15 protein-coding genes are annotated in these 17,311 nt (G+C 50.0%); 6 read left to right on the forward strand and 9 right to left on the reverse strand.

Features of this window, described 5'->3' with window-relative positions; genetic code table 11:
• Positions 1-35: 35 nt before the first annotated feature.
• The 9 genes from HPY28_RS08875 to nikC form a co-directional block, all read right to left on the reverse strand.
• Positions 36-482 (reverse strand): hypothetical protein, encoded by a 447-nt coding sequence (locus tag HPY28_RS08875; RefSeq protein ID WP_174230426.1) that lies wholly within the window; start codon positions 480-482, stop codon positions 36-38.
• A gap of 134 nt (positions 483-616) precedes the next feature.
• Positions 617-1,510: a DMT family transporter gene (locus HPY28_RS08880; RefSeq protein ID WP_174230427.1), complete on the reverse strand. Its 894-nt coding sequence runs from the start codon at positions 1,508-1,510 to the stop codon at positions 617-619.
• 22 nt (positions 1,511-1,532) lie between these two features.
• Positions 1,533-2,861 carry a sodium:solute symporter family transporter gene (locus HPY28_RS08885; RefSeq protein ID WP_106654362.1) on the reverse strand — a complete coding sequence of 443 codons (1,329 nt, stop codon included), beginning with the start codon at positions 2,859-2,861 and terminating at the stop codon, positions 1,533-1,535.
• On the reverse strand, positions 2,858-3,562 hold the full coding sequence (locus HPY28_RS08890) for a response regulator transcription factor (protein ID WP_017250974.1): 705 nt from the start codon (positions 3,560-3,562) through the stop codon (positions 2,858-2,860). Before HPY28_RS08890 ends, HPY28_RS08885 begins: the two co-directional genes overlap by 4 nt.
• A 4-nt stretch (positions 3,563-3,566) precedes the next feature.
• Positions 3,567-4,355, reverse strand: coding sequence for a sensor histidine kinase (locus HPY28_RS08895; RefSeq protein ID WP_017250975.1), 789 nt, complete (start codon positions 4,353-4,355; stop codon positions 3,567-3,569).
• Between the two features lie 272 nt (positions 4,356-4,627).
• Positions 4,628-5,617 carry an ABC transporter ATP-binding protein gene (locus tag HPY28_RS08900; RefSeq protein WP_254613092.1) on the reverse strand — a complete coding sequence of 330 codons (990 nt, stop codon included), beginning with the start codon at positions 5,615-5,617 and terminating at the stop codon, positions 4,628-4,630.
• 2 nt (positions 5,618-5,619) lie between these two features.
• Positions 5,620-6,642: an ABC transporter ATP-binding protein gene (locus tag HPY28_RS08905; RefSeq protein WP_174230428.1), complete on the reverse strand. Its 1,023-nt coding sequence runs from the start codon at positions 6,640-6,642 to the stop codon at positions 5,620-5,622.
• 12 nt (positions 6,643-6,654) lie between these two features.
• Positions 6,655-7,575, reverse strand: coding sequence for a nickel ABC transporter permease (gene nikB, locus HPY28_RS08910; RefSeq protein WP_017250978.1), 921 nt, complete (start codon positions 7,573-7,575; stop codon positions 6,655-6,657).
• A 13-nt stretch (positions 7,576-7,588) separates the two neighbouring features.
• The gene (nikC, locus tag HPY28_RS08915; protein WP_017250979.1) at positions 7,589-8,488 is read right to left on the reverse strand and encodes a nickel transporter permease; all 900 of its coding nucleotides are present in this window, start codon (positions 8,486-8,488) and stop codon (positions 7,589-7,591) included.
• Between the two features lie 180 nt (positions 8,489-8,668).
• Here nikC and HPY28_RS08920 point away from each other — a divergent pair, with 180 nt between their 5' ends.
• The 6 genes from HPY28_RS08920 (at position 8,669) to HPY28_RS08945 (ending at position 17,307) form a co-directional block, all read left to right on the forward strand.
• Entirely contained in the window at positions 8,669-9,904 is a 1,236-nt protein-coding gene (locus HPY28_RS08920; protein WP_174230429.1) for an amidohydrolase, read from the forward strand.
• A gap of 15 nt (positions 9,905-9,919) precedes the next feature.
• A complete protein-coding gene (locus HPY28_RS08925; RefSeq protein ID WP_174230430.1) occupies positions 9,920-11,143 on the forward strand; it encodes an amidohydrolase in 1,224 nt (407 codons plus the stop codon).
• 34 nt (positions 11,144-11,177) lie between these two features.
• The gene (locus HPY28_RS08930) at positions 11,178-12,395 is read left to right on the forward strand and encodes an amidohydrolase family protein (protein WP_174230431.1); all 1,218 of its coding nucleotides are present in this window, start codon (positions 11,178-11,180) and stop codon (positions 12,393-12,395) included.
• A 195-nt stretch (positions 12,396-12,590) separates the two neighbouring features.
• Positions 12,591-13,265, forward strand: a complete 675-nt coding sequence (locus HPY28_RS08935) for an ABC transporter ATP-binding protein (RefSeq protein WP_106832967.1) — start codon at positions 12,591-12,593, stop codon at positions 13,263-13,265.
• A complete protein-coding gene (locus HPY28_RS08940) occupies positions 13,228-14,406 on the forward strand; it encodes an efflux RND transporter periplasmic adaptor subunit (RefSeq protein ID WP_174230432.1) in 1,179 nt (392 codons plus the stop codon). Before HPY28_RS08935 ends, HPY28_RS08940 begins: the two co-directional genes overlap by 38 nt.
• 18 nt (positions 14,407-14,424) lie before the next feature.
• The gene (locus HPY28_RS08945; protein WP_217444769.1) at positions 14,425-17,307 is read left to right on the forward strand and encodes an ABC transporter permease; all 2,883 of its coding nucleotides are present in this window, start codon (positions 14,425-14,427) and stop codon (positions 17,305-17,307) included.
• Positions 17,308-17,311 lie beyond the last annotated feature (4 nt).

The raw sequence follows: 17,311 nt of genomic DNA on the forward strand, positions 1-17,311 counted from the left end.
GAGCACTCTCCCCTAAGGAAAGTGCTCTTTCGTATTTACGATGCTGCCAGTTCAAATCTGACGAGCGTTTCTTTGGTGTCTGCGAGCTTTTCTAGTTCAACAATTCGCCAGTTATGGGAGATTGTCCTGCGCATCCACGCCAATGCATCGTCTGGTAAGCGAACGTGGTGCAGCGCTGCTTCCTCAACGTGATCATCGTGCTCTGCTTGGATGTTGTAGCGTTTGTTCAGCAAAAACTTGATCCCGTTAAAAGTGGTGAACTTGATCTGGTAGCCTTCGCGAATCGCAGCTTCCAGCGTAGAGGGATCATTTTTGGACAGTTCAAAGAGATGGGTGTAATCGTACTTGCCGCCCTCCACGTCCGAAAACGGCACAGGGTCACCTGTTCTCAGCTTGTGGATGATTTCCTCATCGACGAATCCATGGGCACGGGCTGCCTCTAAGAGCATCGTTTCCCACTGGGATAGTTTTACGGTAGACATGGACTGTCCCCTCCTCTTATCACGATGTAACGGTACAGACTCGCCCGTTTTCTCCTAGTATAAAGCAACGAAATTGTACTTCTCAACTACAATTCCGACTATTTTAGTATGAAAAGTGCGGCGAACTGCTTTGATTAGGATGAAAGCGAGGAGAGCTTCTTCTTTTCACGTGGCTCCTTTGAGGTTGTGGTCAAGGTCACACCTGCGATGATGAGAACCGCTCCGAAAAACTGTACAGCCGTTACAGGCTTTGCCAGCAATAGTAAGCCAAACAGCATGGCAATAAACGGTTCCAGATTGGCAAACATCGCGGCTTTGGCAGCGCCTACCTTCTGTAGTTGACTGTTCCAGATTAGGGTCACAATACCGTGCATGATGACAGCGGTGACAAACAAGAGAATCCAGGATGAGAGGCTGGTGCTTACCGTGGACGTAGGGATGCTGATCAGGACAAAAGGCAGCATCGATCCGAAGCCGATCAAATTGGATACGAGCGTCGTCACGAGTGGAGGGAGTCGATGTCCCAACAACCTGACGAGTATGATCGAGGTCGCGAATGTCAGCATCGTCAATACAATCCAAAGGATACCTACATCAAAATGCAGCTCTGCCCCTGTATAAATGACGAATAAAACGCCTGATGTACCGATCACCGAACCGATTGCCATGCGGCCAGTCAGTGATTCTTTCAAGAACAAGGCAGCCAAGAGAGCGGTTGTAATCGGCGTCAGCGCCAGGATCAGAGCAGAGGTGGTCGGATCAGCCGTTACGAGCCCTTTGTAAAAGGACCACTGGTTGATGAATACGCCGACCACTCCCAGTACCGCGAGCAAGAACCAGTCCGTACGAGTGAGCTTTGGCATTTTCAGACGCCCTCTGGACCAAATGAGCAGAAACAGCACGATAAACAAGAGACGCATAGCCGACAAAAAGAGCGGAGAAAACTCTGCGACGAGCATTTTCCCGAAGACGAAATTGCTGCCCCAAGCGGTTACGCAAAAAATGAGCAGCAAGTAGGAGCGTAGCATAGGATTCGTTCCTTCCTGTGGGTCAGCGAGTGTGATCCGGCGTTCGGATGTACCGTTTCCATAGCCAGGTCATGCACAAGTAGGCCGTTAAGACCAGAGCTGTACATAAGGAGGCAATCCAGATTGCCATCATCGGATCGACGTACATCCGGCTGCTATAGCCTGCGACGAATCCCATAACTGCGCTGATCAAAATGAATGTAGGTGCCTTCCCCTTCGTCAACACGATGACGACGACAGGCAAAAATAGCGAGGCATACATAATGCCAAAGAAGAACAGCAAATCCAGCAAGGTCGGCTGGAAGTAGATCGTCAAACCATACGAAAGCGCACCGATAGCAATGGCAAGGATGTAGCCCAAACGGATTTTTTGCCGTTCTGAAGCGTCTGGGCGGAACAGCTGATAGACGTTGTTGACCATCAGACTGATCATGGAATGAAGACCTGCACCAAAAGCGGACATGATCGCACCGAAGGCACAGAGGACAAATAATACAAGCAATATCATCGTGTCAATCTTGCGTACGAGATCAAACAACAGCGAGTAAATATCATCAAAGCCGCCCGTAAAAAGAACGATGATGATCAGCGAGGAAAACGCCAGTGGTACGGTGGCAAAAATGAGTCCGGACACCAGAAAGGTAGGGACGATCTTTTTTTCTTCCATCATATAGAGACGCTGCCACGATGCCTGATCGACAAACACTTGACCAAACCCAATCAACAGCCCGGTAATGATAAAAAAAAGACCCTCGTTGTTGTTGAGCACCAGAAGGTAAGGATGGTAAAGACGCAGTCCGTTATAGACATGCTCGACACCTTTACCGACGAAAAAGTAGACGGGAATCAGGATGATGGCCGCAAACGTAATGACAATTTGCACGATGGCAAAACGATGGATCGAGCGAATACCTCCGATGCCTGCAAACAGCACACAAAATCCAAAAAAGCAGAGCAAGCCGAGCGGGATCGGTAAACCAAACAAGATGTTCAGCAATACGCCCCCAGCCATTCCCTGGACGAACATCGCTTCAATCGTGGTAATCAAAAGGATGATGATCATTAGCCAGTAACCAAACGGATGTAGCTTGTCCCGCATGTAATCCCCAATAGTCATCCCTTCTGATAACTCACGGCGGACCTTACGCCCAAGCAGTCCAAACATACTAAGGGCAAATGCTCCCATCAAAGCGAAGCCGATCCCGCCAAATATCCCGTATTTGACGAGTGCTTCTGGTGAACCGAATATTGTGTTTCCGGTCACCCAGCGGGCGAGGATCGAGACGACCCCAAGCCCAATGCCGATCTTTGCTGCGCCTACCACGTATTCGCGAAAGGATAAGTAGGTCAAGATGCATTCCCCTTGTCCCGGTATTCTTTCGGGGTTTTCCCCACTACCTTGCGAAAAATGGTGCTGAAATAGTGTTGGCTGTTGAAGCCAGTCCGCTCGGCAACCGTCGATATGCTCCAATCAGGATGAGCGATCAGGAACTTCTTCGACATTTGAATGCGGTACTGCATTAAATACTCGGAAAAGGAGACACCTACTTCTTCATGAAACCGGCGACTCAAATAGGTAGGATTGATATGGACCTCTGCGGCAAGATCAGCCAGATTCAGCTTCTCCGCGAATTTTTGATGAATGATGTTCATCGCATCGGAAATAATTCGGGTGTAAGCGGAGAGGGCAGGGCTCTTCTGATATTTTTTCAGAATGTCGACCAGCTCGCTCTCAATGACGGGCTTCGTGATGTAATCCACGACACCGAGGCGGATCGATTGCTTGGCATAATGAAAATCTTGATAAGCCGTGACAATGATGAGCTCGATGTCTTTGTGCTGGGCTCTCAGCTCTTCGCCAAGCACCAGCCCGGATTTCCCCGGAAGATTAATGTCCAGAAAGGCGAGATGAAGAGGAACCTTCTGGCTGATCGCCATGGCTTGACTGCCATCTGCGGCCTTGTAGAATTTCCACAAGGGGAACATGGGCTGAATCAAATACTCGAGCTGGTCCAGCTCCAATGGTTCGTCATCCACGAGTAGTACGTTCATCTTCTCACCTCAGATCGATTTGTTCATAAGTACAGGGCCACCTGACAGACACAAGAGTTCCTCCCTCAGATATCGGAGCAAGCTCCAGATGTGCATGATCACCAAAACAAAGGTGGAGCCGCCTGCGGATGTTGTCCAACCCGTGACCGCTCTTCTCATGTGGCTGTTCCGTTTCGATCTCACTTTCATTCTGGAAGGCTGTGAGTCCGGAAGAACCGTTGTCGATGACCGTAAGCAGGACATCGTCATCTTTTCGGCTTATGCGGATGTCTAAGATAGCTTCGCCCATTTTTCGTTCCAATCCATGCTTAAATGCGTTTTCCACAATCGTCTGCAAGACGAAAGGGGGAATGGATGCTTGCAAGAGATCATCGGCACAATCAAGTTGAATCCGGAGCCGATCGCCGAAACGCAGCTTTTGAATCTCCAAATATTGCTCCGTGTACGTAATCTCCCGCGCCAATGAAATCAATGGCTCTGTGGATTTATATTTGAATTTGAGAAACTGGGAGAGGACTTCGAGCGCTCTCACCAGTTCCTTCGTTCGGTTCAATCGCGCCAGACTCAGAATGACATTTAGCGTATTAAACAAGAAGTGAGGCTGGATTTGTTGATTCAACTGATTGTAAAGCGCTTGCTGCAATTCTTTCTCCAGCTCGATCTTCAGATTTTTGTTTTCTAACAGATCAATCCGCTTCTCGAAAATGAACAGAAACAATAAAGCAATAGCTCCTATGATAGGAGCCAAAATAAACAGCAGAATGAGCAATGTGAAACCTTCGAAGCTTATCATGAGATCCCTTCTGTTATGGATAGATTTTGCAGTTACCATCATATCATGCTGCTTCGTGATCTCTTGCGATTTTAGAAAATTTTAATCTCTTTACTGTAAAGTTCAAAAAGTCGACTTTTCAGCACCGAGAAAGTGGCGAGAACCTGAAGAAGGAGGAGCGGAGTGTAGGAAACCTACATGAGCACCGGACTTCAAAGGTGAACGCCAGTTTCGATGCCGAATTCGCTTACAGAATTGCTTCGTGATCAAAAGTCGATTTTTTGAACAACCGCTTAGATGATGTGGCAGGCGACTTGATGAGTATCGTGTAGGCTGATCAAGCCAGGCACTTCTGTTTTGCAGCGATCAATCGCATACGGGCAACGCGTATGGAAGCGGCAGCCCTGCGGAGGATTGATCGGAGAAGGTACATCGCCGCGCAGAATGATCCGCTCCTGCTTTTTGCTTACGTCCGGTACCGGGATCGCAGACAGGAGTGCCTGCGTGTAAGGATGCTGCGGATTGTCGAACAGCGACTTTTTATCCGCGATCTCTACCACTTTACCGAGGTACATCACCATGACGCGATCCGAGATGTGACGAACGACGCCGAGGTCATGAGAGATAAACAAATACGTCAGCTTGAACTGCCTTTGCAATGATTTCAGGAGATTCAGCACTTGAGCCTGAATGGATACGTCGAGTGCCGATACGGCTTCGTCACAAATGATCAGCTTCGGTTGCATCGCGAGTGCACGGGCAATCCCGATCCGTTGGCGTTGTCCGCCGCTGAATTCATGCGGGAAGCGGTCAATTTGATCCGGACGCAAACCTACATAGCCGAGCAGCTCGATTATACGCTCGCGGCGTTGATGCGCAGGAACGATATTTTGGATCGCCAACGCTTCCCCGAGAATAGCGGATACCGATTGGCGCGGGTTGAGTGAAGCAAATGGGTCCTGGAAAATGACCTGCAAATGCTTGCGCATGTCGCGCATTTGCTTCTTGGACATCGCCAGCAGATCTTGTCCTTCGAATAGTACCGTTCCGCTCGTCGGTTCATCCAGACGGAGGATGGCACGACCGGTAGTGGATTTTCCACAACCGGATTCGCCTACAATACTCAGTGTTTCACCTTCATGGATCGTGAAGCTAATGTCATCCACGGCTTTTACGTGGTTGACGGTACGGCCTAAAATGCCGCCTTTGATCGGGAAGTGCTGCTTGAGATTTTTTACTTCGAGCAGTGGTTTTTTCGTTGGATTCGCTTGTGTCGTCATCATGGTCATACCCCCACTTCCGTAGCAGTCTTGGTGTCGCCGTCCCACTCAGACGTATACATCCAGCAGCGTACTTTGCTTCCGTCTGCATACTCCAAAAGCTCAGGAAGCTTCGTATTGCACAGCTCTGTTGCATGCGGGCAACGTGGAGCGAATCGGCATCCAACTGGCATGTTGAACGGACTTGGTACATTCCCTTTAATCGCTTGCAGCTCTTCCACGTCCTCATCCAGACGGGGGAGGGAGTTCATCAGCCCCACTGTATAGGGATGGCGTGGATTCGCAAACAAGTTTTGTGCAGTCGTGTACTCCACGACTTTTCCTGCGTACATGACCGCAACGCGATCGCATGTTTCGGCAACAACGCCCAGATCGTGGGTAATCATGATAATGCTCATGCCCATTTCGACTTGCAGCTTTTTCATCAGCTCGAGAATCTGAGCCTGAATCGTAACGTCCAAAGCGGTTGTCGGTTCATCCGCGATCAAAATTTCCGGACGGCAGGCGAGAGCCATCGCGATCATGACGCGTTGGCGCATACCCCCAGACAATTCATGCGGCTCTTGAGTCGCGCGTTTTTCCGGGGAAGGAATACCGACCAGACGCAGCATGTCTACTGCTTTGTCCCATGCTTCCTTACGTCCCATGTTTTGGTGCAGGCGCAATACCTCTGCGATTTGTTCCCCAACCGAATAAACCGGATTAAGCGAGGTCATTGGCTCTTGGAAAATCATCGAAATCTCGTTGCCGCGGATCGCGCGCATGTCTGCTTCTGATTTTTTCGTCAGGTCTTGCCCTTTGAAAAGGATTTCTCCTCCTACAATTTTTCCCGGAGGACTGGCAATCAAACGCAGGATCGAGAGGGAGGTGATACTTTTTCCACACCCCGATTCTCCTACCAGACCTAGTGTCTCTCCTCTATTTAGAGAGAAATCAACGCCGTCCACTGCTTTACTGACGCCATCGTCTGTGAAAAAATGCGTTTGCAGATTGCGAACGTCCAGGATGATATCTTGTTGTTCCGGCATGGTGATCCCTCCTTAGTTCAGATCAATTCGTTTATTAAAGTAGCGATACAATACATCGACGAGTAGGTTCACGAATACGAAGATAATGGAAGCGATCAGTACGCCGCCTTGTACGACAGGCAAATCACGCATGCGGATCGCATCGACAATTAGACGACCCAAGCCGTTGATGGCAAATACAGATTCTACGAGAACCGTACCACCCAAAAGGAATCCGAACTGCAAGCCAACGACCGTAATAATCGGGATCAACGCGTTTTTCAAAGCATGCTTGTAAATGATGACTGTTTCACGCAGGCCTTTTGCTTTCGCTGTGCGGATGTAGTCTTGACGCACGACGTCGAGCATACTGGAGCGAGTCATACGAGCAACAATGGCAGCCCCAGCGGTACCGAGTGTGATCGCTGGCAAAATCATGTGCTTCCAGGTGCCCCAGCCTGCGACAGGGAAGAGTTGCAGCTTGACGGAGAACGTGTAGATTAAGCTCAAGCCGAGCCAAAAGCTTGGCAAGGATACACCGAGCAAGGCAATAACCATGATCGTAATATCAGCAGCAGAGTATTGTTTGGTAGCAGAGACGATACCTGCGATCATACCGAGTACAACGGTTACAAAAATACTGGCGAGTGCGAGTTCGATGGTAGCAGGCAATCGCGCCATAATCTCATCCCACACGGGAAGATTAGAGCGAAGTGACGTACCTAGATCACCTTGGAACACGTTAAAGACATATTGCGCGTACTGAACCATGATGGGTTGATCCAAGCCGAGTTGTGTACGCATTTTTGCAATCGTTTCTGCAGAAGCGCCTTCACCGGCGAGCAATACAGCCGGGTCGCCAGGAACCATTTGCATGATCAAAAACACGACCAGAATGACACCGAGCAGGACGGGAATCATCTGCAGCAGGCGACGGATAATGTAAACAAACATGAAGATTTCCCTCCTATTGTTTCATTCGTGGATCGAGAGCGTCCCTGAGGCCGTCCCCAAAGATGTTGAAGCCGAGAACAAGAGTTGCAATAGCGAAACCAGGGAACATGGCCAGATGCGGAGCGGTAAACAAGAAGTCGCGTCCGTTACTGAGCATGGCGCCCCACTCCGGCAGAGGAGGCTGTGCTCCCAGTCCGAGGAACGACAGGCCAGCGGCGGATAGAATCGCGGTAGCTAGGCGCATCGTTGCCTGTACGATAATAGGAGACAAAATGTTTGGAAAAATGTGTCTAAAGATAATCGTGAAGTCATTGGCACCGAGTGAGCGGATCGCATCGATGTACTCCAGTTTTTTTACGGTCAAAGTAGAGCCGCGGACGATCCGTGCAAATACAGGAATCGAGAAGATACCAACGGCGATCATAACGTTAAAGAGACTTGGCCCTAAGGCACTGACAATGGCCAGAGATAGCAGGATTCCCGGGAAGGCGAGCAAAACATCGATGATACGGGAGATGACCGTATCTACCCAGCCTCCGTAGTAACCGGATAATAAGCCAAGAATAATTCCGAAAAATGCACCAATAAAGACGGCGACGAATCCGACGGACATCGAGAGCTGCGTTCCGTATAAAAGACGGCTCATTACATCCCGACCTTTGTCATCGGTACCCATCCAGTGCTCAGCAGATGGTGGCTTCAATTTGTTAACCAAATCAATCTCATAGGGATCGTAAGGAGCGATGAATGGTGCCAACAGGGCAATCGCGATGTAAAAAATCACGATACAGCCGCCTACCATGGCGAGTTTGTTTTTTCGTAGTTTCCTGTAAAAAGTCCGCCATCTGCTAGGGCGTGCAGCCGCTGCTTTCGGCGGAAGAGCTTGATTAGTTGGTGCAATCTCAACCTTCATGGTGTAACCCCTCCTTTGCTTACGTCAAAGTTATCAGAAAAATGTACGAAGTAAAGGCAATTTGAACAAGTCGTAAAAATAGTGAAAATAGACGTAAAGATTGTGCAAATCAAGTCTTCCGGCTTCCTAGATAATGGGGGAGAAAGGAATGGAGAGAGACAAAGAGAGGGTGGATAATGGATGGGCGTTACCTATTGGTTGACCAATGTTCGTTTGGAGACGGGCTACCGTCGGGAAAACGGTGTCGTCACGGGGACAGAGGCATCCTTGTTTCACATTTTGGTAAAAGACGGAAAATTCGCGCGTATTGTACCAGCGACAGAGAAGCTTACAGACGGTATTTTGCAAAAGGATGCAAAAGGCTTATTGGCACTCCCATCTTTCGTAGAGAAGCATGTTCATTTGGACAAAACGCTTCTGGGAGAACCATGGCGGGCAGTCATTCCTGTGTCCAATATTATTGAGCGTTGCGAGATTGAGAAGCGCACACTGCCAGGATTGCCGACAACCACACAAGAGCGCGCGGAGAATCTGTTGGGGATCCTCTTGTCTTATGGATCGACACACGTACGTACACATGTGGACATTTACCCAGAAGTGGGAATCTCCAATTTGGAATCAGTAAAAGCAGCATTAGCAACCTACGCGGATCGAGTCACCCACGAGATCGTCGCATTCCCGCAGCATGGCTTGTTGCGTACAGACGCAAAAGCACTTTTGCGTGAGGCATTGCGCCAAGGTGCGACTCATGTCGGAGGCGTAGACCCAGCTAATGTGGATGGCGATATAGAAGAATCTTTGCACCAGATGATGGAGTTGGCGGTAGAAGCAAACGCAGGTGTGGACTTGCATTTGCATGACCCGGGACATTTGGGAACCTACACAATGAAGCGACTAGCAGCAATGACCGTAGACGCTGGCTGGCAAGGCCGCGTAGCAATTAGCCATGCGTTTGCGCTCGGAGACATCCCTGTGCAGGAAGCAGAAGAGATGGCGACGATCCTGCGGGAAGCGGGCATTACGATCATCACCAGTGTGCCATTTAGCCGCGTTATTCCACCTGTGCAGCTGTTGCACCAAAATGGCGTCGACGTTGCGGTCGGCTGCGACAACATTTTTGACACGTGGCAGCCATACGGAAATGGCGATGTGCTGGAGCGCCTCTGGCGACTTGCTGAACGCAATCGTTGGCTGGACGAGTTGTCTCTGTCACAATCGCTGCGTTTTATCACAGGTGGCAAAACGACGCTGGATGCCAACGGAACACAGCTGTGGCCTGCACAAGGTGAAGACGCTAGCCTGATCCTCGTGGACGCGACCTGCTCGGCAGAAGCGATCGCGCGCCGTGCCGATCGACACGCTGTATTTTTCAAAGGCACTCTCGCTTCTGGTCAAGTGGAAGAAGTGAACGTTTAAGAGGGGGAAAAGCCGGTGAAATCTTCTCCTTATTGGATCGTCAACGCTCGATTGGAAAACGGGTATGAGTGGGAAGAAGGCGTGATCAGTGGAACGCGGACAGAGCTGTGCGATTTGCTCATTGAGCATGGGAAAATTACGCGGATTGTCCCTTCCAGTGAGATTTTGGAGGATGGGCTACCTAAAAAGGACGCGAAAGGCTTACTGATTTTGCCGTCTATGGCCGAGAAGCACATTCATCTGGAAAAAACGTATTACGGCGGTCCGTGGAAGGCAACAACTCCCGTAAAAAACTTGTTCGAACGCCACGCTGAGGACAGAGGGCTGTTGCCAATGTACCTCAAACAGGCTCAGACAGGAGCAGAAAATATTCTCTCGCTGCTGGTGGAAACAGGAGTTACACATGTAAGAACACATTGTCATGTAGACCCACAGGTTGGTCTTGGGTTCTTGGAAGGAATGAAGAAGGCGTTCGAGACGTATGCAGACCGTGTCTCCCACGAAATCGTTGCTTTCCCGCATTATGGCATGCTGCGTACACAAGCGCGAGACATGGTACGTGAGGCACTGCGTCAAGGCGCCACTCATGTAGGCGGCGTCGATCCAGGTGGAGTAGACGGAGACATCGAGCGTTCTCTGCAAACGATGCTAGAGTTGGCAGTCGAAGCGGATGCCGACATTGACATGCATTTGCATGATCCGGGGCATCTCGGCGTATTTACGATGAAGCGCCTCGCTGATCTGACGGAAGAGGCAGGCTGGCAAGGACGTGTCACGATTAGTCACGCGATGGGGTTAGGCGATGTTTCGCAGGAAGAAGCCAGAGAGATGGCACAACGACTCGCCTCCCTTGGTATCTCCGTTGCATCGACCGTGCCGATCAATCGCCTGACCATTCCGATTCCGTTGCTGCATCAAGAAGGGGTTGCCGTCATGCTTGGAAACGACAGCTTGACCGACAACTGGACACCTTTTGGCAGTGGAGACTTGTTGGAAAAAGCAGGACGACTGGCTGAACGCTTTCGCTTGACGGATGAAAGATCGTTAGGCGTAGCACTCGGCTTCGTGACAGAAGGGCGGATCACTCTCGATGAAACCGGAAATCGCCTGTGGCCATTGGTTGGAGATGAGGCGAGCCTGATGGCGGTCGAAGCGACATGTTCAGCAGAAGCTGTTGCGAGACGTGCCAAGCGCAAGGTCGTTCTTTTCCAAGGCAACCGGGTAGCGGGTGAGTGGTAGTACTACTTTTAAATAGAAAGGATGTCATGGATAGATGTCTACAGCCTATTGGATTACCAACCTCCGCTTAGAGAGCGGATACCGCAAAGAAAACGACAAGGTGGTTGCTACAGATACTGAAGTGGCGCATCTATTAATCGAAGACGGACGAATTGCACAGATCGTGAGTGGAGCTGCTCCACAAACCGAGCTGCCAACGAAGGATGCCAGCGGTCTGTTGGCACTGCCGTCATTTAGGGATATGCACATCCACATCGATAAAACGTACTATGGCGGTCCTTGGAAAGCCGTGACACCAGTGAAAAACATCTTGGGTCGACTGGAAGAAGAGAGCCAGCTCATGCCGAAGCTGTTGCCAACAGCACAAGAGCGCGCAGAAAAAATGCTGGAATTGCTGCTGTCCGCAGGCTCCACCCATATTCGTTCCCATTGTAATATTGATCCGTACATCGGACTTAAAAACCTGGAAGCGACTATGGCAGCCCTGGAGACCTTCAGCGGCAGATTGCAGTGCGAGGTCGTTGCCTTCCCGCAGCAAGGTCTTCTGCGAAGCAACCAAGTGGAGAACATCCGCCAAGCCTTGAAAATGGGCGCGACCTACGTTGGGGGTGTAGACCCGGCGACAGTGGATCAAAACATCGAGAAATCGCTCGCTACCATTTTTGAGCTGGCAGTCGAAGCGAATGCTCCAATCGACGTACACTTGCATGACCCGGATCATCTCGGGGTGTTTACATTCAAGCGTCTGGCTAAAATGACCGAAGAAGCAGGATGGCAAGGTCGCGTTACGATCAGCCATGCCAACTCCCTTGCTGACATCAGTCTGGAAGAAGCAGGCGAAGTAGCTGAAATGCTCGCTGGATTGGGCATTTCGATCACTTCCACCGTACCGGTGAACAGAGGGACGATTCCCATTCCATTGCTGCATGAAAAAGGTGTCTCCGTCTCTCTCGGAGACGACAGTATTACTGATCACTGGTCGCCATTTGGACAAGGCGATAGCTTAGAAAAAGCAGGTCGCTTGGCAGAGCGCTTCCGCATGCAGGATGAGCGTTCACTGTCCCAAGCACTGGGCTTTATTACAGGCGGGAAGACGCCGCTGGATAAAGAGGGCAGCCGCATGTGGCCGAATGTTGGCGACGAGGCGGATATCGTATTCGTTCACGCATCCTCGGCAGCAGAAGCAGTTGCACGCCGTGCGAAGCGTCAAGCGGTCATGTACCGTGGTAATGTTGTTTCCGGGGCTTTGTAAAATCGAAAAGGAAAGAAGAAAAAGGCAGAACCACAGGGTTTTGCCTTTTTTCTTTTGGTAAGTGGCTATAGTGGCCATAACGTGGAATTTATTTTCGTTTATATTGGTTTATTCCAATTTTATTAAACAATGGATTTTATTTGAGTTACTATTAGTAAAACTCATATTTTTCAGACATGTTTTGGGGGTGTCATTTTGTCGTTCATTGCAGAGACAAAAAACGTAGAACGTACCTTTGGTAGAGGGGCAACTGCCGTCAGAGCGCTTGCGGGCGTAAAAATGCGCGTAGAATCAGGAAGATTGCTCGTACTAAAAGGCAGATCAGGATCAGGAAAAACGACTCTATTAAACCTTTTGGGTGGTCTCGATCGTCCGACGGCAGGAAGCGTGTACTTTCAGGGACGAGAAATCGGCCAGCTATCGGATCATGAGCGAACGAAGATCAGGCAAAAGAACATGGCGTTTATCTTCCAGTCGTTTGGTTTGCTGCCGCTGATGTCAGCCGCTGAAAACGTCGAGTTTGGACTCCGCCTGTCAGGGGTGCCTGCTGCCGAATGGAGGGAGCGTGTTCGCGAATCGCTGGATATCGTTGGTTTGTCCAAACGGGCGCATCATCGGCCGTTTGAGATGTCCGGTGGAGAACAGCAACGCTGTGCGATTGCCAGAGCTGTTGCGAACAGGCCGACACTACTATTGGCGGATGAGCCGACAGCTGAGCTGGATAGTAAAACGGGTCTGCAAATTAGCCGTTTGTTTCGCCAACTGGTCGATGAAGGTGCTATGAGCATTGTCATGACGACACATGATCCTGGTGTAATGGAGGTGGCGGACGATGTCTATGAATTGGAGGACGGTCGTATCAAGGAATAGCAAAATAAAATGGGCGTACTTGAGCGTTTTCCTTTTATTGACGGGCTGTTCCCTATTCCCTAAGGAAGAGGAGGTTCTGGCTCCGCCATTAGTGGAGCCGTCGCCTATCAAATACGAGGTGGCAGAAGTTTTACAAGGGCCGATCGTAAAAAGTGTGAAAGGAAACGCCTCCTTCACGACCGTGAAAACGGCGGAGCTCTCTTTCCCAGAGACGAAGGGACTGCGGCTGAAGTCGTTCTCTGTCCAAGGCGGCGATCAGGTGAAAAAAGGACAGGTACTTGCTGAATTGGATGCGGCTGAAATGGAGAGGTCGATCGAGTCGGCCCGGTATGAAGTGGAGAAGGCAAAGCTGGAGCTGCTTGAAGCCCAGCAGGATAATCACTACGAAGTCGAATCCGCCAAGCTGGACGTTTTGAAGGCAGAGATGAATGCCAAGGTAGACGAGACCAAGCTAGCCAAGATCGAATTGGAAAAGGTTAAGCTAGACTTGGCGAAATTGCAGGATCCCAAGAAGCAGCAGTACGTGGTGGAGCGTGCCAGGCTGAACGTGAAGCAAAAAGAGATGGACTTGAAGAATCTGCAACAGCGTTGGGCTGAGACCAAGCTGATCTCGCCTATTGACGGAATCGTGCTTTTCGTAAGCAATCAACAGGTAGGGGATGAGGTGGAGGCGCATCAAAAGTTGGTAACGATAGGCGATCCGAACAAGCTGTTCGTGGTGTATACCGCTCCCGAGAAAGAGGCGCTGCAAGATGTTAGGGAAGGGATGAAAGTGATTCTCTCGGGCAAAGACGGCGAAAAAGGCGAGGGGACAGTTGTTCAGACGCCCCTGCATGTCCCTTCCAATTTACCAGAGGATTTGACGAAGCTGTATCAGAGAAGTCTACTCATTACACCGAAAATCCCTCCAAAGGGCTTAGAGATCGGGACAGGAGTCAGTATTGAAGTGATTGTGGACAAGGAGGATCAGACGCTTTTTATACCGAGAAAAGCACTTCATGAATTATCAGGCAGGAAGTACGTTCGGGTGCTCGACGGGAATAGCAAGAAGGAAGTGGACGTGGAGACCGGTATCATGACCCAGACGGAGGTTGAGATTCGCAAAGGTCTTTCGGCAGGCCAACTGGTTATTTTGGAATAGGGGGACAATGTCGTGGCGATGCTGCAAATGATCTTGCGGAAAATGATGAATAACCGCTGGCTGGTCGGCAGTCTGTTGATTGGTCTAATCGTCGCTGTCGGATTGGTATCGAGTATACCGGCATTCACGTCAGGGGTACTCCAACGCATGTTGACCAAGGATATGGAGGAATACCAGAAGAATGTGAACCGCTTCCCCGGTGGCTTGCTGATCGCGGTCAATCAAAACAAACTGGGAAAGAATGGGGCGGTACTTGTAGACGAAATGACCGCTCATCTACAAAACGAAGTAATCGCTGAACTGGATGTTCCGGTGTATGCAGGAGTGACAGTTTTGCGGACCATTCCGTTTCAAGCCATTCAGGAAAACATACAGCCGAAGAGCTTGCTCAGTTCCGACAGTTCGCGGATCTATTCGCTGAGCGGACTTGCGCAGCATATGACGCTTGTCGACGGTCGCCTGCCTGCTGCAACACCCGTTGATGGCGTGTACGAAGCACTGGTAACAGAAAAAGCGTTAAAGGACCGCCGGATGGTGCTAGGCAGCTTGTATGAGCTGACCACGAACCAGGTAGAAGGACTCAAGGTGCGAATCAAGCCGGTCGGTGTTTTCAAGGAAAAAGAGGGGAACGATCCTTATTGGTTTGCTTCGACCAGTGAATACTCCAGTGGCTTCGTATTGGATGAACGACTTTTTCGGAGTGTGTTTTTGGAAGAGAAAAATCTGGTCATTTCAACCGAGATGTATACGGCCTTTCACTACCAATCTTTTCGGATCAGCGATACAGAGAAGCTGAATTCATTGGTGGCCGGAATCGAAGGGAAGCTGCAACAGCATGGATTGAAAAAAGCGGAGATCAACGTTCAGTTTCCGGCGGCTAGTCTCGTGGGCAAGTACAATGAGCAAGAGAAGCAATTCAAAACCATTCTCTGGTCACTCTACATCCCCATTTTCATTATGCTGGGCCTTTATCTCGTGATGGTTTCGGGATTAATTGTGGAAAGGCAACGAACGGAAATCGCAGTGCTGGGCAGCAGGGGAGCCAGCAGAATGCAGATTTTTTCTATTTATTTCATGGAGATCGCCATTCTTGGGGGATGTGCTTTTCTGATCGGTCCCTTAGTGGGGATTCAGCTTAGTAAGATCCTTGGCGTCTCGAATGGATTTCTCGAATTTGTCGATCGCAAAGGTTTGGATGTCACGATCAGTCCGGAAGTATTCGTGTATGCTGCGTGGATGGTGCTTGCCTGTATTACACTTGTTTTGATTTCTGTGTTTCTGGCAACCAGGCAAAATATCGTCACGCACAAGCAAAACATGGCGAGAATGAGTGGATCCGCCATTTGGCACCGGCTGTTTTTCGACGTATTGCTGCTTGCGATATCGTGGTATGGATGGTATTCCTATCAAAACGCCGCTGAAACCGCAGCAAAAACGAGCGAAGGAGCTACGGCGATCTCGATCGATTTCCTTCTCTTTTTTGTGCCCGTTCTGTTTTCGCTCGGTTTTGGCCTGTTGCTTCTCCGGTTGTACCCGTGGCTCCTGCGTCTGATGTCTTGGGCAGGACGCTCCTTCTTCCCGCTTTCTCTGCATACGACGCTGGTTCAGGTAGGGAGAGCTCCACGTCAGTATCATTTTCTCATGCTGTTTGTGACGATTACGGTCGCAGTAGGAATGTTCAGTGCAAGCATGGCACGGACGATCAATCAAAATGCAGAAGAGAGAATCCGTTACCAAATCGGCGCGGATATTCGTTTGAAGGCAGAGTGGCAGAGCGACAAACCGGAAGTAACGGTCTATCGGGGAGGAAGAAATGCGGAAGAAGGTGAGGAAGCAGAAGTGGAACAAGCGCCTGCAGCTCCTCCCGTTCAGTATGTAGAGCCAGATTTCGAAGTGTACAGTCGATTACCTGAGGTTGAGCATGCAACAAAAGTCTTTGTGAACGGCCTGGCGGAGGCTTCTTTTCGGGGCGATCCTGTGAAGGACGTCACCTTGATGGCGATCGAGCCCAAAGAGTTTGCAAAGACCGCTTGGATGAAGTCTGACTTGCTGCCGCATCACTTCCACGATTATTTGAATTTGATAGCAAAAGAACCGCGCGCCCTATTGCTGTCTCGCAGCCTCGCTGACAAGCTGCACGTGGTGGAGGGACAAACCATCCTGCTCGGCTGGGGGGATTCTCGCAGGGTTGAAATGATTGTGTATGCTATCGTGGATTACTGGCCGGGATGGAATCCTGCGCCTGTAAAAAGTACATATGGAAGCAGTATGGAAGAACAGTATTTGGCAGTCGCCAATCTCCCGTTTGTGCAAGACAAGATGCGTCTGGAGCCTTATGAGGTTTGGATTAAGATGAAAGAGGGAGCCTCTTCTGAATCGCTGTACAAGGGTCTGTCACAAGAGGGAGTCAAGCTCGCCATGCTGAATAATGCCAAACAGCAAGTGATCCAGATGAAAAACAGCGCATTTTATTTGGGGCTGAACGGATCGCTGACGCTTGGGTTCCTGCTTTCCATGCTGGTCACCTTTATCGGCTATGTGTTGTACTGGGTGCTTACACTTGGAGCCAGAAAATTGCAATACGGCGTGTTCCGCGCGATGGGAATGCCATTCAGACAGCTTCTTGCCATTCTTGCGTGGGAGCAGCTCTTGACGTTTGGTGTCGCTTTTGCGATGGGAATGACAGCGGGCAAGCTGGCAAATAGCCTGTTTTTGCCTGCACTTAGTCTCTATTTACATGCCGATAAGCAAGTTCCTCCCTTTACCGTTATTTCGATGCTGCAAGATGAACAAATCATTTATACGTTCATTGACGTGACACTGGTGATCGGAATCGGGATCGTTGGTATTCTGCTATCACGGATGCAGATCCATCAAGCCGTAAAGCTGGGGGAGGACTAATCAG

Source organism: Brevibacillus sp. HB1.2 (genome assembly GCF_013332495.1).
GTDB classification, from domain to species: Bacteria; Bacillota; Bacilli; order Brevibacillales; family Brevibacillaceae; genus Brevibacillus; species Brevibacillus porteri.

Bases quoted from the DNA above. Each gene is read 5' to 3' on its own strand.
- HPY28_RS08875 (WP_174230426.1), bottom strand. From the start codon at position 482: ATGTCTACCGTAAAACTATCCCAGTGGGAAACGATGCTCTTAGAGGCA.
- HPY28_RS08880 (WP_174230427.1), bottom strand. From the start codon at position 1,510: ATGCTACGCTCCTACTTGCTGCTCATTTTTTGCGTAACCGCTTGGGGC.
- HPY28_RS08890 (WP_017250974.1), bottom strand. From the start codon at position 3,562: ATGAACGTACTACTCGTGGATGACGAACCATTGGAGCTGGACCAGCTC.
- HPY28_RS08895 (WP_017250975.1), bottom strand. From the start codon at position 4,355: ATGATAAGCTTCGAAGGTTTCACATTGCTCATTCTGCTGTTTATTTTG.
- HPY28_RS08900 (WP_254613092.1), bottom strand. From the start codon at position 5,617: ATGATGACGACACAAGCGAATCCAACGAAAAAACCACTGCTCGAAGTA.
- HPY28_RS08905 (WP_174230428.1), bottom strand. From the start codon at position 6,642: ATGCCGGAACAACAAGATATCATCCTGGACGTTCGCAATCTGCAAACG.
- nikB (WP_017250978.1), bottom strand. From the start codon at position 7,575: ATGTTTGTTTACATTATCCGTCGCCTGCTGCAGATGATTCCCGTCCTG.
- nikC (WP_017250979.1), bottom strand. From the start codon at position 8,488: ATGAAGGTTGAGATTGCACCAACTAATCAAGCTCTTCCGCCGAAAGCA.
- HPY28_RS08920 (WP_174230429.1), top strand. From the start codon at position 8,669: ATGGGCGTTACCTATTGGTTGACCAATGTTCGTTTGGAGACGGGCTAC.
- HPY28_RS08930 (WP_174230431.1), top strand. From the start codon at position 11,178: ATGTCTACAGCCTATTGGATTACCAACCTCCGCTTAGAGAGCGGATAC.
- HPY28_RS08940 (WP_174230432.1), top strand. From the start codon at position 13,228: ATGTCTATGAATTGGAGGACGGTCGTATCAAGGAATAGCAAAATAAAA.
- HPY28_RS08945 (WP_217444769.1), top strand. From the start codon at position 14,425: ATGCTGCAAATGATCTTGCGGAAAATGATGAATAACCGCTGGCTGGTC.